Raw genomic sequence first — 17,585 nt, 5'->3', positions numbered from 1 at the left:
GGGGCGTCGGCTACACTGACGCCGCGTGCCGCCTCACACCCCGCGTGGGGCACCTGCCGGCGGCCCGTGCGAGCGTAGCTCAATGGTAGAGCGCCAGCTTCCCAAGCTGGATACGCGGGTTCGATTCCCGTCGCTCGCTCCACACGAAAGCCGCAGGTCAGGACACGTCTCCCGGCCTGCGGCTTCGTCTTTGGGGCGGTGCCCTTGGTGCCGCGCGCAACGAACGTGCAATTACGTGCCCTCGTCCACGGCCTCCGAGGCGGGTCCACGGTGCGCGGCGACCAGATCGTTGAGACGGTCGGCGAGGGCGCGCGACCGGGACTCTGTGGCGTGCTGGTAGATCAGCGCGGCCCGCATGGTCGAGTGGCCCATCCGGTGCATCAGCTCTCGCGTCGACGCGCCCGACTGGGCGACGAGGTGGTTGCCCGTGTGGCGCAGGTCGTGGAAGTGGAAGCCCTCCGGCAGCCCGGCAGCAACGAGAGCCTGTGCCCACCCGACGTTGGCGCGCCGCTTGCCCCGGCGTGGGGTGGCGCCCCGCTCCCCCGTGAACACCAGGGCGTCGTCGCCGTCGGCTACTCGGGCCATGTGCTTGCGCAACTCGTCGACCAGGAGGGCGGGCAGCGTGACCACGCGGACGCTGTTGTTCTTGGGCGGTCCCTCCTCGAGGACTCCGCCTCGTTCGATCAGGCTCCGGTGGACGAAGGCCAACCCCTCCTCGAGGTCGAGGTCGCGGCGACGGAGGGCGATCAACTCGCCCCATCGCATGCTCGTGAGGGCGGCGGTCAGGACGAAGGCTCGGAACTGCGGGCCGACGGCGTCGGCAAGAGCGAACACCTGGGCGACCGACGCGACCGGTCGCTCGGGAGCCTTCTCTTGGTCGGCGCCCTTGATACGGCAAGGGTTGCGGGCGATTCGTCCGTCATCCACGGCCGTGTTGAGCACCGCACGCAGCAGCCGGTACGCCTTGGCGGTCGTGACCTCCGAGCGGCCCGAGCGGAGAAGCTCGGCGCGCCAAGCGCGGACACGTTCAGTGGTGAGCGAGCCGAGCTGCACGTGGCCGAGGATTGGCCGGATGTGCAGGCGGTTCAGGCCCTCGTACAGGTCCCGAGTTCGGGCGCTGATGCGGTGCTCGACGATCCACTTGGTTGCGTAGTCGTCGAGGATGACACGGCCCAAGTCAGGGTCGAGCCAGTCGCCGCGGAGGAGCTCGGACTGCCGCACCGTCAGCCAGGCGTGAGCATCGGCCTTGGTGCGGAACGTGTTGGGCGCGGTCCGGCGTAGGCCGTCGGCGGCCAAGTAGCTCGCCTGCCAGCGGCCCGAGGGCAGTTGGCGGACGGCACCGAACTCGCGCCGCTTCCTCCGGGTTGCCATCAGGACGCCTGCCGGTTCGCACGGTCGACGGGCTCGACCATCCCAGCGGCCACGAACTCGACGAGCGCCGACTCAGGGATCCTCACGTGCTGGCCCACCTTCACGAAGCGGATGCGCCGCTGGGCAATGCTACTTCGGAGGCGACGCCGTACTTCTGGAGAAATCGCGCGCCGTCTAGTGGGTGGAACTCCGTCTGCGCAACCGACGGCGCGTAACCCACATCGTGGAGCCACGCCGCCGCTGCAACTTCGGCCGAGACCAGCCTGCGAAGCGCAAGGACCTCCGCCAGTTGTCCAACAGCCTGCACATGCGCCCAGCGACGACCGAGACCCGCCAAGGCGGTCTGCCGCCAACCTCGAAGCCGTCAGAGTGCTCATCCACACCGTCCTGCACCAGTCGCGGGACCCACCAGAGTCACTGGCGGCAACCATCAGCAAGCAGAATCCATCTGGTGGCCCTGATTCTCCACAACGGGCTTCGAACTACAACGTGAGCGTCCTGTCTAGGTACCGCATCACGATCTGAGCTCTCCGAGCGAAGTATGAGCCAGTGGTGGACCCCTGTAGGGGCTGCGCGAACTCTAAAGCCTCGTTTTGGTCAGGCGTCAAGTCTTCCTCAGACCGCCCCCTCAACGCCATGAGGTTTGCAGTAAAGGCTTCAAATTGGTCGCGTGCTGGCATTCCGCCACCGTCGTCAAGCAATTTCCTGAAGACCAGGAAGTAGACCACGTAAGTGCTGACCGAGGACAGAAGTGGATCATTTTCGAAGAACGTGGAATTGATCGCCTCCGCCGCAGGAGTCACGCGGTTCACAAGTCCCTCCAGACGCGTCCTGGCGTCTTGCTCCTCGCCGGCAGACCATCGCTGCCCGAGCTCTGGGCGGAAGGAGCTAGCGAAGTCGTCAAGGGCCTTCTTCTTGATATCCGGCACCGACTCGGGAGACGCCCCCCGATCCATGAGGTACAGCAGCCGAAGAAGAAGATCCTCCAGACTCCTCCGCCGATTAGTAAACTTTGCCGCCCGGAAGATTTCATCTTCCTTCACAAGCGGCAGCACCTTCTCCCGAAGAAGGGCTCCACGCGCGCGCTTCTCCGCGGGGGTCAAAGGCACGCCCTCATTAAGCCTGAAGAAAAGTTCCTCAATGAGCGCCTGATCATCTGTCTGAATGATCGAGACGGGAACTTCGTACTCCATGAAACGGTAATAGAGAGTGGAACCCATGCCCTGCAGGTCACTCAGGCGCAGGTTGGCGAAACGGAGGTTAGCCTGCGGGAACTCCGCGTCGAGGTCGAGCATGCCCTCGTTCAGCAACTCTTCCTCCAGCAAACGGAAGTCGGGCGCAAGACCGAAATCGCCCGACGCAAAGGAAACTAACGCCTCGAGGCGTTGGCGTCCGTCGACCACTGCGAAGCGAATCGCCTGCTCTCCTTGAAATCGCGGGGGGCTGAGCTCATGCAGATAGACCGAGGGGACATCAAGGCGATTCAACACACTGTCGATGAAGAGTTGCTGCCGGCCCTTCGTCCAAATTCCCCCTTCCCGCTGATACTCAGGATCAAGGAGGAGTTGTCGATGCATGCGAAGCAGTTCCGCGACGGGCAGCATCTGCCTCTTTATCCGTATGCCCGTCATGAGAACAACTCCTTAACGCGAGCGCCCAGCCTATGGAGGTCGGGGTAGACAAAGCGCTCTTGGATACCCAGGTGAACGAGTTCGTCCCGCAGGTCATGCTTTGCGGTTGCCGGAATATCTAAACACCGAAGGTATTGGTCAGCCCCATCTCCAGACTCCAAGGGCCTAGCCTCAGGAGTGATCGTGAAGGTGCCCCACTGATGCTGAATTCGGCGGAAGTTCCGCGTCGCCAGGCACGCAACGGGACGCAAAACAGACTGGGGAGGCACCATTTCAAATGGGTGATACTGCTCTAAGTGCTCATCAACACCAAGCAGGGGAAGGTCTTCCCGATGCTGACCTCTCCAAGTGCCCAAATCATTGAGATTCGTCGGAAGAAGGATCCAAACCCGGCCATCCGGAGGATCCATGCCCTCTAGGGATGTCCCTAGTTCGGTGGCGAAATAGAGGGCAATCAGGGCGTTCTCCGACCAGTCTAGAAGTCGCGTTGGCACACCGTGATGCTGAGCGAGAAACAGCCACTCCCAGCGGTCGGCGGGACCTTCGACCAAGAAGCTCTGCGCATCCTGCATGAAACGCTTGAGCATGGCCCCCTCGTGCTGGTCATATCCTGGCGGCCTGAACGAAGAGGGGGTCAGGCTGTACGAGCTGCGGGCATGACCCCGGAACCACAGGGGAGGCGCTTCTCCGGACGCACCCAAGCCTTTCAACGCCGAGACATACTCCGAAACTGACGACACAGTCTCAATGGGTTCCACGTGGCCTCCCCGCCCCTGCTCCTGTGGCCTCAGACTGGCCTCAACGTGCGCCTTACGCAGACCTTAGGTCATCACGGGCCTACTCACTTCTCCAGGCTGCGAGCTCCCTCGGCGGCCATGCTGCACATTGCTGGTACGGGCTCTATGAGATCAAGGGCGCGGCTCCGCCGCGCCAACCGGCACGTCGCCAGCGTCACTCCAGAGCCATCTGACCTACGAGCCGCCGGCCCGACGCTTGAGCATCCGCCCGACTCCGGACCGCATCAACGGCGCTACGCGTCACTCCGTGATGACCTACGGCCACCGTTGACCCGGCCACTCCGCCAGTCTCTTGTGCTCCGCTACCGGTTCGGTGGCTCTCCTCTGGCCAACCGGGAGCCAAGAGTGCCGGGCATCCCCAGTCGAAATTACGTGGCGCAACATCCCATGTGCGCAACGAGCACGGCATGCTCCTCGGATGGGGATGATCTTCGGGGGCAACGGCCCGACATGTCAGCGCTGCAACGTCTATGCCTTTGCCCCTCGCACGGACGGGGCCGATCACGCCGTGCGCACGTGCACGTGCGGGGTGGAATGGGAGATCGACGTATCGGCGTCTGAGGAAATCGACGTAGCCCGGGCGAACGGCGAGGAGTTGCGCCCTGATCACTGGGGCGACGAGCAAGCGGGCGGCATGTGGCAGGTCGTCCACACGGTGCTGAGCGACCCCCTCGCCTCGGGGCTGGTATCGGCATTCATCTACGACCAACTGAAGCGCGCCCCAGAACTGTTGGCCGGATCACCGAGGCAGATTGGCGAGGACGAGGCCGTGTCGGCCGCCGTGCAGGCGATTGCCAAGCGCTGGACAGACATTCTGGCGGAGCAGCTCTGGCCAACAAGCTTTGAGCGAGGCGACGTCGAGGGCTCCCTCATCGTGGAACTGGTCAGCGACAACCTCACCTGGCGAGTTCAAGTCGTTCCCCAGGGCAATGTCGCGACAACGACGATGCTCAAATGGCCAAAGTGGCCCCCGTACGTCGTCCCCTCATCAACGATCCTCGAGAGCGAGGGTCCCGTCGCAGAGGGCAACCATCCTGAGTGACAGTCGGTCCGCACGCGGTTGCTAGGGCCCGGCCAGTCCCGGATGGGAATCGCGCTCAGGGCCAAGGGAGCGCGGTGCACTTGGCCTGCTACACGACGAAGACGCTGAAGTCGTCGCCGCGTGCTACCAGTCTGCAACAGCCAACCGCGAAGCACGGGCAGCCACGGTCGTCAGCGGTCGCCGGTCCAAGCACGCAGAAAGCACGTGTCCGCATGGTCGGCGGACTTCCCAAGCTGGATACGCGGGTTCGATTCCCGTCGCTCGCTCCAGCACCGAAGCCGCAGGTCAGGACACCTCTCCCGACCTGCGGCTTCGTCGTTGCACGACCCCTTTCCGGCCGCCGGTCCGGGCTAGGTGGCGCGATCTCGCCCCTCCACCGGCGGGCGGAATCGCCCGCAAGGAGTGAAGCGTCCGCCCCGAGCCCTCAGTACGTTCCGATGGTGGGCAGTTGTCGTCGATCGGGAGGATCGTCATGGCGCCGGCGTACTCGAGGAATCGTCAGGCGACTGCGCACGCCCTGAACGGCCGTGTCCGACAGAAGAGCGCCCGGGCCGTCGTGATCGCGGCGGCTGCCTGCGTGCTCGTCGGCTGCAGCAGCAGCGGGGGCGAGACGGTCGTGAGCGCCGCACAGGCGAAGGTGGACTCGGCCCAGAAGGCCCTCGACGAGGCGAACGCCGAAGCCGCCAAGGCGAGCACGGCGTTCTGCTCGGCGAGCGCGAGCTACATCACGACCCTGGACCGCTACGGCGACATCCTCAACCAGACGGCGGTGACGGTCGGGGACGTCAAGACCGGGGGAGGCGACCTGAAACGGCCCGGGCAGGAGGCCACGTCCGCAGGTGAGGCCGCCGTCGCAGCGCACCGGGCCGTGGCGCACGCCGAGCAGGAGCTGGCAGCCGCGCAGGCCGACCTCGTCGCGGCTCAGGCCTCGGCGACCGGGGGCACCGCGACTGCACCCGCGGCGACGCCTCCCGCCACCACGTCGGCGACCGCAGCCGCGTCCAGCGAGACGGTTGCGCGAGTCCAGCAGGCGCAGACCGACCTCGAGACGGCGCAGGCGGGCATCTCCGACGCCACCCCCTTGAAGCAGGCGTCGATGCAGTTCAACAGTGCGGCGGTGGCCCTCGAGATGGCGTGGCTGCAGCTCTTCTCGGAGGCGGGCTGCTTGACCGACGACCAGCAGGAGAAGGCCGCGAAGGCGGTGCACGACTACACGAGTGCATTGCAGGAGGACCTCGCGAAGGCGGGCTACTTCAGCGGCGCGAGCGATGGGGTCTACGGCCCGTCGACCGTGGCTTCCGTCGAGGCTCTCCAGAAGGCGCACGGCCTGCCGGTGACCGGAGCGGTGGACAAGGCGACCGAGGCGGCCCTCCAGACCGATCTGGCGGCCAAGGGAGGGGTGGCGGCGCAGGCGGAGGTGGCCTCGACGGCGGCGCTCCAGCAGACACTGGCGCTCGCCGGCTACTGGGACGGCCCGGTGGACGGGCAGTGGTCCCCGGCACTCACTGAGTCCCTGAAGACGTTCCAGACCGAGCTCGACGTCCCCGCGACCGGCGCGGTGGACGCGGCGACCGTCGCCGCGTTCGAGAAGGCTCTCACCAAGGCGGCTCAGACCCCGACCGTCACCCAGACCACGACGGTCACCGCGACGGTGACCTCGACACCGTCGTCGCACGGCTCGACGCCACCCTGACGGTTCCGGTTGACGCCGGACGGAGGAAACCGGCGCGCGCCTCGTCCCGAGCGGGTGAGGACCCTGACCGCTCCTCCGGGCAGTGGCCTGTGACATTTCTCCGATCATCCACTGCTACATGGCGTAGTAGTGGATGATCGGAAGGTCAGAACGACGCAGCGCGTGCCGGGGAGGACACCTCCACTGCTCCTCTACCAAGGAGGCGCGCCATGCATGTGCTCGCATCGGACAGCGGGGCCGGGACCTACCTCGACTGGGGCGTCGTCCACGTCTCCCTCACCAACGCCATCATCATCGGACTGATGGTCGTCGTCTTCGTGGCGGCCATCGTCATCCCGTTCCCCAGACCACGCCCGGAGCCCGACCGCGGGCCGGGAGCCGAGCCGGGAGTCGAGTCTGGGATCGACCCGCTCGTCGAACCGGAGGGCCGAACGGAGGGCCGGCCATGAGCGACACCTGGACCGCGCGCCTCCGCACGCGCATCGAGCACACCGTGCCACCCGGTCAGGCCCTGCCCGACCGGCAGCCGGCCTACGTGTCGTCGTGGATCTACGTCTTCGGCGTGCTGACCCTGGCCTCGCTGTTCGTCGTCGTCGCCACCGGCTGCCTCCTCGCCCTCGGTGGGGTCGACTGGTGGCACACCTCGTCCACGGGCCACTTCGTCAACAGCCTGCACCTGTGGTCGGTCGAGCTGCTCTTCTTCTTCATGGTCATCCACCTGTGGGGCAAGTTCTGGATGGCCGCCTGGCGCGGCGGTCGCGCGCTGACATGGATCACCGGCGTCGTCGCCTTCCTCGTCTCGATCGGCACGGCGTTCACCGGCTACCTCGTGCAGGGCAACTTCGACAGCCAGTGGATCAGCACCCAGGCCAAGGACGGGCTCAACTCCGTCGGCGTCGGGGCCTTCTTCAACGTCCTCGACAGCGGACAGATGCTCCTGTTCCACGTGACGCTCCTGCCGCTCACCGTCGGCGCCATCGCCGTCGTCCACGTCGTCCTCGTACGTCGACACGGCGTCGTACCCCCGCTCGGCGAGGAGCTCGACGAGCCGTCCACGGAGGAGGTGTCGGCACCATGACCACGACCAGGACGCGTCCACCCACCGGGGCGGCCCCCCGAGGCCGACGCCGCACGCCCGACGCACACTCGTTCCCGACGCGCCGCTACGACCTCGTCAAGGAGTTCGTCCTCGCGCTGGTCGGCGTCATCGTCCTGACGATCGCGCTCGCGATCGCCTTCGGGTCTCCCGACGAGCGGGCGATCAGCCTGCAGGACTGGGCCCGGAGCGCGCCGAACGACATCGTCGCGACCGCCGCTGCCGAGCTGTCCGGTGACAGCACCACGGCGGGCTACGGACCGCCGTACAACACCGCGTCCGACGGACAGACGCTGCTCGGGCTGCCGCTGCAGAAGCTGGCGGGCGTCACCTACCCGATCGACGCCGCACAGGACTTCGTCATCACGCCGCTCCAGTCGGTCACGGGCGATCCAGCCCTCAGCCTGGCCCTCCGTCGCTGGCGGACGGCCGGCGACGAGCAGCGCGCCGCCTGGGCGAGCGCCTACGCCACCGCCCTCGGCGCCGCCCCGAACGGCGACCCGGCCCAGGTGGCGGCCGGGAGTTACGGACCGGTGCCGACGCTCGCGACCGCCTACGCGAAGGTCGCCGCGGCCGGTGGCCTCGAGCAGATGGTGAGCAACGGCTCCTTCTACGGCAACGACCCGACGCGCCGGCTGCTGCTGCTCGCCGACGGCACCTACCTCGAGGACCAGGCGCGAGCGCGCAGCCTCGGCGGCGACCAGTGGGGGATGATGAACGAGACCGGCAACTACCCCGGCCAACCGTGGCTGTGGCTCTACACCTTCTGGTACCAGGTGCCCCCGTTCAGCACGTCCGACAACGCCGACGCGCTGGTCTGGGGCCTGATGATGGTGCTCTCGCTGCTGCTCGTGCTCCTGCCGTTCATCCCCGGGCTGCGTGACATCCCACGGCTCGTGCCGCTGCACCGGGTCATCTGGCGCGACTGGTACGGGCGCGGGCGACGTGGCGGCGGCGCGCCGCGGCCCTAGCCGAGAAGCTCGCCTGGACCACCTGGACCCGGTGGCCGTCCGGTCGGCGGCCCAGGCGGAGAGGGGCGCCCGAGCCGCTGCTCGGGCGCCTTGACCGCTGCCGCCCCGGTGACGGCCGCCTACGGCAGCGCGTGTTGTCACCGGGGTCGCCCGGGTCCGCGCCTACGCTGGGCTCGTGGGAAGGGCAGGGGCGCTCCGCACCGCGGCCGTCGCGTTCGTGGCGGCCCTCGCGGCCTGCTCCGGCCAGACCCCGTCCGGCCGACCCGCCCCGGGCAGCGTCCCGCCTGAGAGTGGGGCCGCAACGCCGTCCGCTCCGACGCGCCCAGCGGCTACGGGCAGGACGCCGCTGACGCCCACGACGGGCCCCGGGCTGCCCTCCGCGCCAGAGCCTCCGGTCACGACGGGCCCCGGCGGCGTTCCCGCGTCGTTCCCGCTCGCGGTCGTCACCGGCCTGCAGAACCTCAAGGCGACCGTGACGCTCGACGAGCTGCGCTCGCTCGCCGCTCGCGGCTCGCTCGTCGTGCCGTGCGGGGTCACCGTGTCGCGCCCGGTGATGAGCCCGCGCGGCCCGTGCACCGACGCCGCCCGGATCGTCGACGTCGTGCGTGCCGCCCCCGGACGCGTCGCCCTGCTGCCACCCGGGCTCGTCGAACCAGCGACGAAGGTGCTCTCGATCGCAGGCCCCGGGCCGTACGGGATGTTCGGCCCGGACCTCTTCGGCGACAAGGCTGCCCGCGCGCTGCGCTACCCCGTCTCGGGCTCCGCGACGACCGGCGCCTCCTCGGCGTCGGGCGCGCTCGACCCGCGCTGGACGGCCTATGACGCCTCGACGGTCTGGACGATGACCAACCTCGGCAGCCTGTGCTCCGACCGCGGGGCCGCGACGCAGGCCGTCGCCCGCGGCCGCGGCTGGGACTGGGTCTTCGAGGGCGGCACCGCGCGGTACGCGCGTCCGGCCGTCGTCGACCCGCCCTACGAGCGGCCTTACCGGACTGTGCAGCCCGTCGACACCGGCAACCGGGGCGCGACACCACGGGTGGTGCGCCAGTCCGACGTCGCGATCGCCGACCACGAGTGCCCGATCGTCGCCGACCGCGACTACACGCCGCAGCTCGGGACGACGACCGTCTTCAGCGTGCCCGAGGCGGTCCTCCCCCGCTGGCGCGACACGCTCGGCCTCGATGTCGTGTACCTCGCTGCGAACCACATGAGCGACAAGGGAGTTCGCGGCATTCGCTCGACGCTCCGGCTCATGGACCAGTACCACATCCCCCGCACCGGGCTCGGGATGGACCTCGACGAGGCGCTGCGCCCGGCCTTCGTCGACGTCGCCGGCCTCCGCGTGGGGTTCGTCGCCGTCAACGACGTCGCCGGCGTCGCCCGCGCCGACCGCACCACGCCCGGAGTCCCCTGGATCACCCGGGCGAACATCGTCGAGGGCGTCAAGCGCGCGAGGGCCGGGGGTGCCCACCTCGTCGTGTGCAACCCGCAGTGGTGGGGCGGCGCCGAGTACCACGACGACCTCTGGCCCCTGCAGCAGAAGCAGGTTCGTTGGTTCGCCCAGGCCGGCTGCGACCACGTCATCGGCTCCGGCACCCACGTCGCCGGGCCACTGCTGCTCGGCAGGCGTGCGGCCGGCGGCGTCGGCGTCGTCCTGTCCAGCCCCGGCAACTACCTGTTCGGCCAGGGCTGGTGGCAGGAGACGCAGGAGGGCATCATCCTCGACCTCTCGTTCCGAGGCACCACGCTCGTCAACGTCCGGATGCGCCCCACGGTGATGATCCGCCAGGCGCGCCCGGCGCTCCTGGACCCGCAGGGCGATGGCCGGTACGTGCTCCAGCGCGTCCTGAAGTACTCGTCGGTCGACTACCGTCGCTGACGCGTCGGTGAGGGGGATGTCGACCGACGAGCGGTCATCAGCGGATGCGGCCTGCCCGCCACTGCGACGTCCAGATCTTCTGGAGCTTGACACGCTGACCCGGCCGCGGCGAGTGCCAGATCTTGCCGTGTCCGGCGTAGATGCCGACGTGGTAGGCCCGGCCGTGGGACATGAAGAAGATGAGATCTCCCGGCCGGACGCTGGACTTGGCGATGCGAATCGTCTTGAGCCGCTGGGCGTTCGCCGTGCGCGGCAGCTGCACGTGCAACCGCTTCTTGTACACGTAGTAGACGAGCCCGGAGCAGTCGAACGACCGTGGCCCGGCGCCGCCCCACCGGTAGGGCTTGCCGCGCTGGGCGGCGGCGATCCGCACCGCGCTCTGGCCACGGGCGATGGAGACCGCGGTCGGGGTGAGGTAGGCGACCGAGACGGTGCGCACCGCGGTGGCGGACCGACCGGTGGCGCCCGTTCCGGGCGCGGCTCCGGTGGCCGGTGTCGTGGCAGCCCCGGCCGCGGAGGGCGGGGCCGTCGTGGAGGCCGGTGGCGCCCCGCCCGTGCCGACGAGGAGGGCGCCGGCGAGCAGGGGCGTGAGGGCGAGCGAGGACAGGGAGATGCGACGTGCAGGGGTGGTGGACATGGGGGATCCCTTCCACGCCTACGAGGTGAGCTGTCGGGTTCGGACGGAAGATGCCCGGCCGCTGCTGCGGCTTCACCCCAAGGGCCGGCTGTGCGGCCCGGAAGTGGGTCCCCCGTTCCTGTCCGCGGTCTTGCCCGACTGCCCCACCGGCGGACAGGATTCGGCGCCCGGCGGGCCGCCCGGGGAAGACCCCGGGCGATGAACTCCAGTCGACGGTGACAGACACTCGGAGCCGGGAGAATGGCAGGTCCCCACCTTGGTCAACAGTTGCCAGCCCAATTCGGTGCGAAGTCGACAGAACGACAGCCCGATTCGTCGCCTTTACGGCGAGTCGGCCTCCGTGCGGGAAACGCCACAGCGGGAAACCCGGTGGACCCGACGCAGGCATCCGTCGCACCATGGACGACGCCTCGCAACGCGGATGCGGGGCCGTCGTGTTGTCGTGTCGTCGTGAGCGGGAGACCCCCGCGGAGAGGTGGGTGGCCGCATGGCCTGCTCAGCGGACCGGTTCCACCGCTGAACCTCTCCCCCATCCACCCGGCCGGCCGGGTCATCCGGTCGTGCCCGCACGCGCACGATGAAGGAACCACCGTGAAACCACTGTCCGAGAACGAGATCCGCGCATCGCTCGTGAACTGCTCGCGCCGGGAGGCGAAGCAGGCTCCGCTGCCGAACCGTTTCGAGTCATTGACCATCGACCACTGGGACGCCCTCGACTACCTGGGTTGGACCGACCGCAGCAACCCGCAGCGGGCCTACGTCGTCGTCCCCGTCGACGACGAACCGATCGGCTTCGTGCTCCGCGCGAGCGACAAGAAGGGCGGCCGCAGCGCCATGTGCGCGTGGTGCGAGGACGTCTTCGCCACGAGCGACGTGTCACTGTTCGTCGCCCGCCGCGCTGGCGCCGCCGGCCGTGACGGCAACAGTCTCGGCACGCTCGTGCACGCCGACTTCAGCTGCTCCACCCACGTGCGGCGCCTGCCCAACGCCCTCGAGGGCGGCCTCGACCCGCACGCCCTCGTCGACCGGCGCGTCGAGGAGCTGCGGACGCGGTCCGCGGCCTTCGCGCGGCGCGTCCGGCACGGCTGACCTCCCAGCCCGCCCGGCATCCGCACGTCGGGGCGTGGCGGGTTGGACGGTCGGGGCGGACGTCCGCTACGGTGGGCCGACGCCCTCGCAGGTGTAGTTCAGTAGCAGAACAGCCTTCTTCCAGAAGGAAGACGCACGTGCAATTCGTGCCGCCTGCTCCAGTAGACGAAGGGCCCGGTCTCGTGACCGGGCCCTTCGTGCGTCTGCGGCCGCTCGCGCGGTGGGTCGGCTCAGCCCACCGGAACGGGGTCGGGGCGCGGCGTCGACTCGGACCCCGACGCGCCCGGCTCGCTTGGCGTGCCGCCCTCCTCGCGGATGCCGAACCGGGCGTAGACGCGTGCCAGGGGGCCGGGCAGCCACCAGTTCGCATCGCCGAGCAACCGCATCGTCGCCGGCACGACGACCATGCGCACGAGGAGCGCGTCGAGGACGATCGCGACGATCATCGCGACGCCGATGAGCTTGATGAAGGTGATCGACGATGCCGAGAAGAAGCCGATGACGACGAGGATGAGCAGGGCCGCGGACGTGATGATCCGGCCGGTGCGCTGCATGCCGGTCGCGACGGCGGCCCGGTTGTCGCCGGTGCGGTCGTACTGCTCGCGGATCCGCGACAGGAGGAACACCTCGTAGTCCATCGACAGGCCGAAGACGAGCGTCATGACGAGGATCGGCTGGGTGGCCTCGACGAACCCGGTGGACTCGAAGCCGAGCCACGAGGACAGGTGGCCCTCCTGGAAGACCCACGTGACGACGCCGAGGGTGGCCGCGAGCGTGGCGAGGTTGAGCAGGATCGCCTTGAGCGGCATGAGCAGCGAGCCGAAGGCGAGGAAGAGCAGCAGGAACGTCGCGCCGGCCACGACGAGACCCATGAGCGGCAGGGTGGCGCCGATGGAGTCGAGCCGGTCGATGAGCTGGGCCGTCGGGCCGGTGACAAGAGCCTGCCGGACGCCGTCGCTGTGCAGCCCGCGGATACCGGCCACGACGTCCTTGGCCTGCTGGTCGAGCGACTCCCCGCGGTACGTGACCGACACGGCCGCGAGGTCACCGTCGGCGCCGACGACCTGCGCTCCGGTGACGCCGTCGAGGCGGCGCAGGTCGGCCAGGTACCGGCCGAGGGCAGCCTGCCCCTCGGCGGACGCGACGGGCGCGTCGAGCGTCGCGGCGACGACCACCGGGTCGGTCGTCGTGACGCCGAAGTCCCGCGCGAGGACCTGGCTCACCACGCGCGTCTCGGCCTCGGCCGGCAGCACCCGCTCGTCGACGCCGCCGAAGCGCACCCCGAGGAAGGGCGCGGCCAGCACGGCCAGGACCGCGAGGCCCGACGCGAGGAAGACGACCGGGCGCCGCATGACGAGCTCGGCGAGGCGCGACCAGAACCCGGTGCCGCGCTCGACCCGGTGCGACCGGCGCAGCGACCACCGGTCGACGCGGCTGCCGAGCATCGCGAGGACGGCGGGCAGGACGACCACGGCCGCCACCGCGGCGATGAGCACCGCCGCGATCCCGCCGATCCCCATGGAGCGCAGGAAGGTCTGCGGGAACAGCAGCAGGCCGGACAGCGCCACGGCGACGGTGGCGGCCGACACCGCGACGGTCCGCCCGGCAGTGGCCACGGTGCGACGGGTGGCGGCGAAGCGGTCGTGACCCGCGGCGAGCTCCTCGCGGAAGCGCCCGACCATGAGCAGGCCGTAGTCGATGGCGAGTCCGAGACCGAGGATCGTCACGAGGTTGATGGCGAAGATGCTGACGTCGGTGAACGAGGTGACGGCACGGATCGCCGCGAAGGCACCGACGATAGACAGGCCGCCGACGAGCAGCGGCAGCGAGGCGGCCACGACGCTGCCGAAGATGACGACGAGCAGCACGAGCAGGATCGGCATCGACAGCGACTCGGCCCGGCCGATGTCGGCGGCGACGCGGTCGGAGATGTCGAGGTTGGCGGCGGCCGGGCCGCCGAGCCGGACGCCGTAGCCGGCGTCGGCGAGTCGGGCGCGCAGCGTGTCGACGGCCGCGGCGTCCCCCGTGAGGACCTGCGGGTCGCGCAACGTCACGGCCGCGTAGGTCGTGCGGCCGCCGGGCGCGACGAACGCGTCGCTGCGGGTGCTCCAGTACGTGTGGGTGGCCACGACGTCGGACGCCGGGAGCGCGGCCAGCGCGGACTCGACGGCGGATCGGTAGGCAGGGTCGGCGACGGTGCGCTGCGGGCTGTCGACGAGGACGACGAGGTCGGGTGAGGTGCGGGCGACGCGCGACTCCAGCAGCGTCGCGGCTCGGCCGCTCTCGCTGTTCGGGTCGTCGAAGCCACCGTTGGTCAGGGAGCCGAAGACACCGAGGCCGTACGCGCCGGCGGCGACGGCGACGAGCACGGCGAGGGCGACGACGACGCGTCGGCCGTCGGTGACGACGCGACCCAAGGTTTGGAACATGGTTCTCTCCGATGACTCTTGCTCGTGTTGGTGAACAACGTTAACTAGCGCGATCAACTATAGTTCTCCTGTGCCGGACGCCGTCAAGACCGAATCCACCCGCCGCGAGCGACTCTTCGCCGCGACCCAGGCCGAGCTGAGCCACGCCGCGCGCGAGCTGCTCGTCGAGGGCGGCGTCGAAGCGGTCACCGTCCGCGCCGTCGCAGAGCGGGTCGGCATGACGGCCCCGGCGATCTACCGCTACTTCGACTCGCGCGAGACCCTCCTCGGACGGGTCTGCGTCGACCTCTACGGCGAGCTCGGCGCCCACCTCTACGCCGCCCGCGACGAGCGGACGGGTGCGAGCGCCGCCGAGCGGCTGTGCCACACGGCCCGTGCGTTCCGCCACTGGGCCCTGTCGCACGTTCCCGAGTTCTCGCTCCTCTTCGGTGCCCCGATCCCCGGCGTCGTCGTCGACCACGACGACAAGCACGGCTCCGCCGACGGCGGCCAGGGCTTCGCCCTCGTGTGGCTCGAGGTCTTCGCCGAGATCGACCGCGAGGGGCACGGGATGCGGTGGAACCGCCCGATCCCCAAGCGGGTCCGCGCACAGCTGGACGAGTTCGTCAAGGGCGTGGGCCTGCCCATCGACATCACCGCGGCCATGCTCTACGTGTACTGCTGGCAGAGCCTCTACGGGGCCGTGGCCACCGAGGTGTTCGGCCATCTCCGGTGGGCCATCGACGACGCCGAGGAGCTCTTCGAGGGTCGCCTGGCCGAGCTGCTCGTCATGCTCGGCCTCGCCGACCGCGATGAGGCCGGCGCCCCCTAGTCCGGCGCGCACCACGACGCCAGACCTTCGACCCGACGTGTCGAAGGTCCCTCTTGCGTTGATTACCGGTCGGTAGCATCATGGATGTGACCGGCCAGTAACTTGGTGCGCCCGCTGCAGTGCGCGTGGCGACCGAGCGACCGTCCACAGACTCCCGCGACCGACCGACGGTCCCAGCGACAGAACGGTGGAGGACCCCATGGGCCACTACAAGAGCAACGTGCGCGACCTCGAGTTCAACCTCTTCGAGGTCTTCGGCCGGGGCGACATCCTCGGTCAGGGCATCTACGGCGACCTCGACGTCGACGCCGCCAAGGACATCCTGCGCGAGGTCTCGCGCCTCGCCGAGCACGAGCTGGCCGACAGCCTCCTCGACTCCGACCGCAACCCGCCGGTCTACGACCCGGCCACCAAGAGCGTCACGATGCCGGACTCGTTCCGCAAGAGCTTCCGCGCGTACGTCGACGGCGACTGGGGCAACCTCGACGTGCCGGCCGAGCTCGGCGGCATGGTCGTGCCGGCGTCGCTGCGCTGGTCGGTGGCCGAGATGGTCTGCGGCGCCAACCCGGCCGTCCACATGTACACGGCCAGCTACTCCTTCGCGAACCTGCTCTGGCACCTCGGCACCGACGACCAGAAGAAGATGGCCAAGCACATCGTCGAGCAGGCCTGGCACACGACGATGGTCCTCACCGAGCCCGACGCCGGCTCCGACGTCGGCGCCGGCCGCACCAAGGCGATCCAGCAGCCCGACGGCACGTGGCACATCGAGGGCGTCAAGCGCTTCATCACGAGCGCCGAGAGCGACCTCGTCGACAACGTCGTGCACTTCGTGCTCGCCCGCCCCCAGGGCGCCGGCCCGGGCACCAAGGGCCTGTCGCTCTTCATCGTCCCGAAGTTCCACGTCGACCTCGAGACCGGCGAGCTCGGCGAGCGCAACGGCGCCTACGTCACCAACGTCGAGCACAAGATGGGCCTCAAGGTCAGCACGACGTGCGAGGTGACCTTCGGCGAGAACGAGCCGGCGGTCGGCACCCTGCTCGGCGACGTCCACGACGGCATCGCGCAGATGTTCAAGGTCATCGAGAACGCGCGGATGTTCGTCGGCACCAAGGCGATCGCCACGCTGTCGACCGGCTACCTCAACGCGCTCGAGTACGCCAAGGAGCGCGTCCAGGGCGCCGACCTGACGCAGATGACCGACAAGTCGGCCCCGCGCGTCACCATCACCCACCACCCCGATGTGCGTCGCTCGCTCATGCTCCAGAAGGCCTACGCCGAGGGCCTGCGCGCGCTCGTCCTCTACACGGCGAGCCAGCAGGACACGGTCAACCAGGCCCAGGCGGGCAACCCGGCCGCAGCGGTCGAGAAGGGCTCGGAGGCCGACCTCGCCAACCGCGTCAGCGACCTGCTCCTGCCGATCGTCAAGGGCCTCGGCTCCGAGCGCGCCTGGGTGCTGCTCGGCACGGAGTCGCTGCAGACGCTGGGCGGCTCCGGCTTCCTGCAGGACTACCCGATCGAGCAGTACGTCCGCGACGCCAAGATCGACACCCTCTACGAGGGCACGACGGCGATCCAGGGCCTCGACTTCTTCTTCCGCAAGATCGTCCGCGACAAGGGCCAGGCCCTGCAGCACGTCGCCGGCCAGATCCAGGAGTTCGCCAAGGACCTCGGCGGCTCGCTCGACACCGAGCGCGAGCTGCTCGGCCGGGCCCTCGAAGACGTCCAGGGCATCCTCGGCCACATGATCGACACCCTCATGAAGAGCGACCCGCGCATGGGCGGCGAGGTGTCCAACCTCTACAAGGTCGGCCAGAACACGAGCCGCCTGCTGCTCTCGGCCGGAGACCTCGTCGTCGGCTGGCTGCTGCTGCGCCAGGCCGAGGTCGCGCAGAAGGCTCTCGACGCCGGCGCCTCCGGCAAGGAGGCCGACTTCTACACGGGCAAGGTCGCCGCGGCGTCGTTCTACGCCAAGAACGTCCTGCCGAAGATCGCCGCCGAGCGCACCATCGCCGAGTCGATCGACAACGACCTCATGGACGTTCCCGAGTCCGCCTTCTGACCTTCACGGAGAAGCGCCTCCCGCGCCCGGCCCGATCGACAGAGCAGCTCGTCCGACACGAACGAGCTGCTCTGTCG

15 protein-coding genes, 2 tRNA genes and 1 riboswitch are annotated in these 17,585 nt (G+C 69.2%); of the genes, 11 read left to right on the top strand and 6 right to left on the bottom strand.

What is annotated here, in order from left to right:
• Positions 1–68: 68 nt before the first annotated feature.
• Positions 69–142: transfer RNA gene (locus tag RY076_RS09170), tRNA-Gly, on the top strand.
• An 89-nt stretch (positions 143–231) separates the two neighbouring features.
• On the opposite strand, the gene RY076_RS09165 is transcribed toward RY076_RS09170, so the two are convergent.
• The 4 genes from RY076_RS09165 to RY076_RS09150 form a co-directional block, all read right to left on the bottom strand.
• Complete coding sequence (locus RY076_RS09165; protein ID WP_323097355.1) at positions 232–1,371, bottom strand: tyrosine-type recombinase/integrase; 1,140 nt, start codon at positions 1,369–1,371, stop codon at positions 232–234.
• Positions 1,372–1,471: 100 nt separating this feature from the next.
• Positions 1,472–1,678 (bottom strand): HD domain-containing protein, encoded by a 207-nt coding sequence (locus RY076_RS09160; protein WP_323098242.1) that lies wholly within the window; start codon positions 1,676–1,678, stop codon positions 1,472–1,474.
• Positions 1,679–1,853: 175 nt separating this feature from the next.
• Positions 1,854–3,002 (bottom strand): DUF262 domain-containing protein, encoded by a 1,149-nt coding sequence (locus RY076_RS09155; RefSeq protein ID WP_323097354.1) that lies wholly within the window; start codon positions 3,000–3,002, stop codon positions 1,854–1,856.
• Positions 2,999–3,742, bottom strand: coding sequence for an FRG domain-containing protein (locus RY076_RS09150; protein WP_323098239.1), 744 nt, complete (start codon positions 3,740–3,742; stop codon positions 2,999–3,001). Before RY076_RS09150 ends, RY076_RS09155 begins: the two co-directional genes overlap by 4 nt.
• 475 nt (positions 3,743–4,217) lie before the next feature.
• On the opposite strand from RY076_RS09150, the gene RY076_RS09145 reads away from it, so the two are divergent.
• The 6 genes from RY076_RS09145 (at position 4,218) to RY076_RS09120 (ending at position 10,480) form a co-directional block, all read left to right on the top strand.
• Positions 4,218–4,841, top strand: a complete 624-nt coding sequence (locus RY076_RS09145) for a hypothetical protein (RefSeq protein ID WP_323097353.1) — start codon at positions 4,218–4,220, stop codon at positions 4,839–4,841.
• Between the two features lie 616 nt (positions 4,842–5,457).
• Positions 5,458–6,534 carry a peptidoglycan-binding domain-containing protein gene (locus RY076_RS09140; protein WP_323097352.1) on the top strand — a complete coding sequence of 359 codons (1,077 nt, stop codon included), beginning with the start codon at positions 5,458–5,460 and terminating at the stop codon, positions 6,532–6,534.
• A gap of 209 nt (positions 6,535–6,743) precedes the next feature.
• On the top strand, positions 6,744–6,983 hold the full coding sequence (locus tag RY076_RS09135; protein WP_323097351.1) for a hypothetical protein: 240 nt from the start codon (positions 6,744–6,746) through the stop codon (positions 6,981–6,983).
• Positions 6,980–7,612 carry a cytochrome b N-terminal domain-containing protein gene (locus RY076_RS09130; protein ID WP_323097350.1) on the top strand — a complete coding sequence of 211 codons (633 nt, stop codon included), beginning with the start codon at positions 6,980–6,982 and terminating at the stop codon, positions 7,610–7,612. Before RY076_RS09135 ends, RY076_RS09130 begins: the two co-directional genes overlap by 4 nt.
• Positions 7,609–8,601: a hypothetical protein gene (locus RY076_RS09125; protein WP_323097349.1), complete on the top strand. Its 993-nt coding sequence runs from the start codon at positions 7,609–7,611 to the stop codon at positions 8,599–8,601. The genes RY076_RS09130 and RY076_RS09125 overlap by 4 nt, the downstream gene beginning before the upstream one ends.
• A 175-nt stretch (positions 8,602–8,776) precedes the next feature.
• Positions 8,777–10,480 (top strand): CapA family protein, encoded by a 1,704-nt coding sequence (locus RY076_RS09120; protein WP_323097348.1) that lies wholly within the window; start codon positions 8,777–8,779, stop codon positions 10,478–10,480.
• A gap of 37 nt (positions 10,481–10,517) precedes the next feature.
• Here the strand turns inward: RY076_RS09120 and RY076_RS09115 are convergent, their stop codons facing one another.
• Complete coding sequence (locus RY076_RS09115; protein ID WP_323097347.1) at positions 10,518–11,117, bottom strand: C40 family peptidase; 600 nt, start codon at positions 11,115–11,117, stop codon at positions 10,518–10,520.
• 3 nt (positions 11,118–11,120) lie between these two features.
• Positions 11,121–11,257, bottom strand: a riboswitch (cyclic di-AMP (ydaO/yuaA leader).
• 451 nt (positions 11,258–11,708) lie between these two features.
• Between RY076_RS09115 and RY076_RS09110 the strand changes: the two genes are divergently transcribed.
• Both RY076_RS09110 and RY076_RS09105 read left to right on the top strand, forming a co-directional pair.
• Complete coding sequence (locus RY076_RS09110) at positions 11,709–12,206, top strand: FBP domain-containing protein (protein ID WP_323097346.1); 498 nt, start codon at positions 11,709–11,711, stop codon at positions 12,204–12,206.
• Positions 12,207–12,293: 87 nt separating this feature from the next.
• Positions 12,294–12,367 (top strand) — tRNA-Gly (locus RY076_RS09105).
• 69 nt (positions 12,368–12,436) lie between these two features.
• Here the strand turns inward: RY076_RS09105 and RY076_RS09100 are convergent.
• Complete coding sequence (locus tag RY076_RS09100; protein WP_323097345.1) at positions 12,437–14,635, bottom strand: MMPL family transporter; 2,199 nt, start codon at positions 14,633–14,635, stop codon at positions 12,437–12,439.
• A 70-nt stretch (positions 14,636–14,705) separates the two neighbouring features.
• Here RY076_RS09100 and RY076_RS09095 point away from each other — a divergent pair, with 70 nt between their 5' ends.
• Both RY076_RS09095 and RY076_RS09090 read left to right on the top strand, forming a co-directional pair.
• Entirely contained in the window at positions 14,706–15,446 is a 741-nt protein-coding gene (locus RY076_RS09095; RefSeq protein ID WP_323097344.1) for a TetR/AcrR family transcriptional regulator, read from the top strand.
• 199 nt (positions 15,447–15,645) lie between these two features.
• Positions 15,646–17,508, top strand: a complete 1,863-nt coding sequence (locus RY076_RS09090; protein WP_323097343.1) for an acyl-CoA dehydrogenase — start codon at positions 15,646–15,648, stop codon at positions 17,506–17,508.
• Positions 17,509–17,585: the final 77 nt, after the last annotated feature.

Origin of the sequence: Intrasporangium zincisolvens (genome assembly GCF_034724055.1) — a bacterium.
GTDB classification, from domain to species: domain Bacteria; phylum Actinomycetota; class Actinomycetes; order Actinomycetales; family Dermatophilaceae; genus Monashia; species Monashia zincisolvens.
This window is presented reverse-complemented; position numbering and strand designations above follow the sequence as displayed.

Coding starts and splice junctions, on each gene's coding strand:
- RY076_RS09115 (WP_323097347.1), bottom strand. CDS start 11,117: ATGTCCACCACCCCTGCACGTCGCATCTCCCTGTCCTCGCTCGCCCTC.
- RY076_RS09125 (WP_323097349.1), top strand. CDS start 7,609: ATGACCACGACCAGGACGCGTCCACCCACCGGGGCGGCCCCCCGAGGC.
- RY076_RS09165 (WP_323097355.1), bottom strand. CDS start 1,371: ATGGCAACCCGGAGGAAGCGGCGCGAGTTCGGTGCCGTCCGCCAACTG.
- RY076_RS09145 (WP_323097353.1), top strand. CDS start 4,218: ATGGGGATGATCTTCGGGGGCAACGGCCCGACATGTCAGCGCTGCAAC.
- RY076_RS09135 (WP_323097351.1), top strand. CDS start 6,744: ATGCATGTGCTCGCATCGGACAGCGGGGCCGGGACCTACCTCGACTGG.
- RY076_RS09100 (WP_323097345.1), bottom strand. CDS start 14,635: ATGTTCCAAACCTTGGGTCGCGTCGTCACCGACGGCCGACGCGTCGTC.
- RY076_RS09090 (WP_323097343.1), top strand. CDS start 15,646: ATGGGCCACTACAAGAGCAACGTGCGCGACCTCGAGTTCAACCTCTTC.
- RY076_RS09155 (WP_323097354.1), bottom strand. CDS start 3,002: ATGACGGGCATACGGATAAAGAGGCAGATGCTGCCCGTCGCGGAACTG.
- RY076_RS09130 (WP_323097350.1), top strand. CDS start 6,980: ATGAGCGACACCTGGACCGCGCGCCTCCGCACGCGCATCGAGCACACC.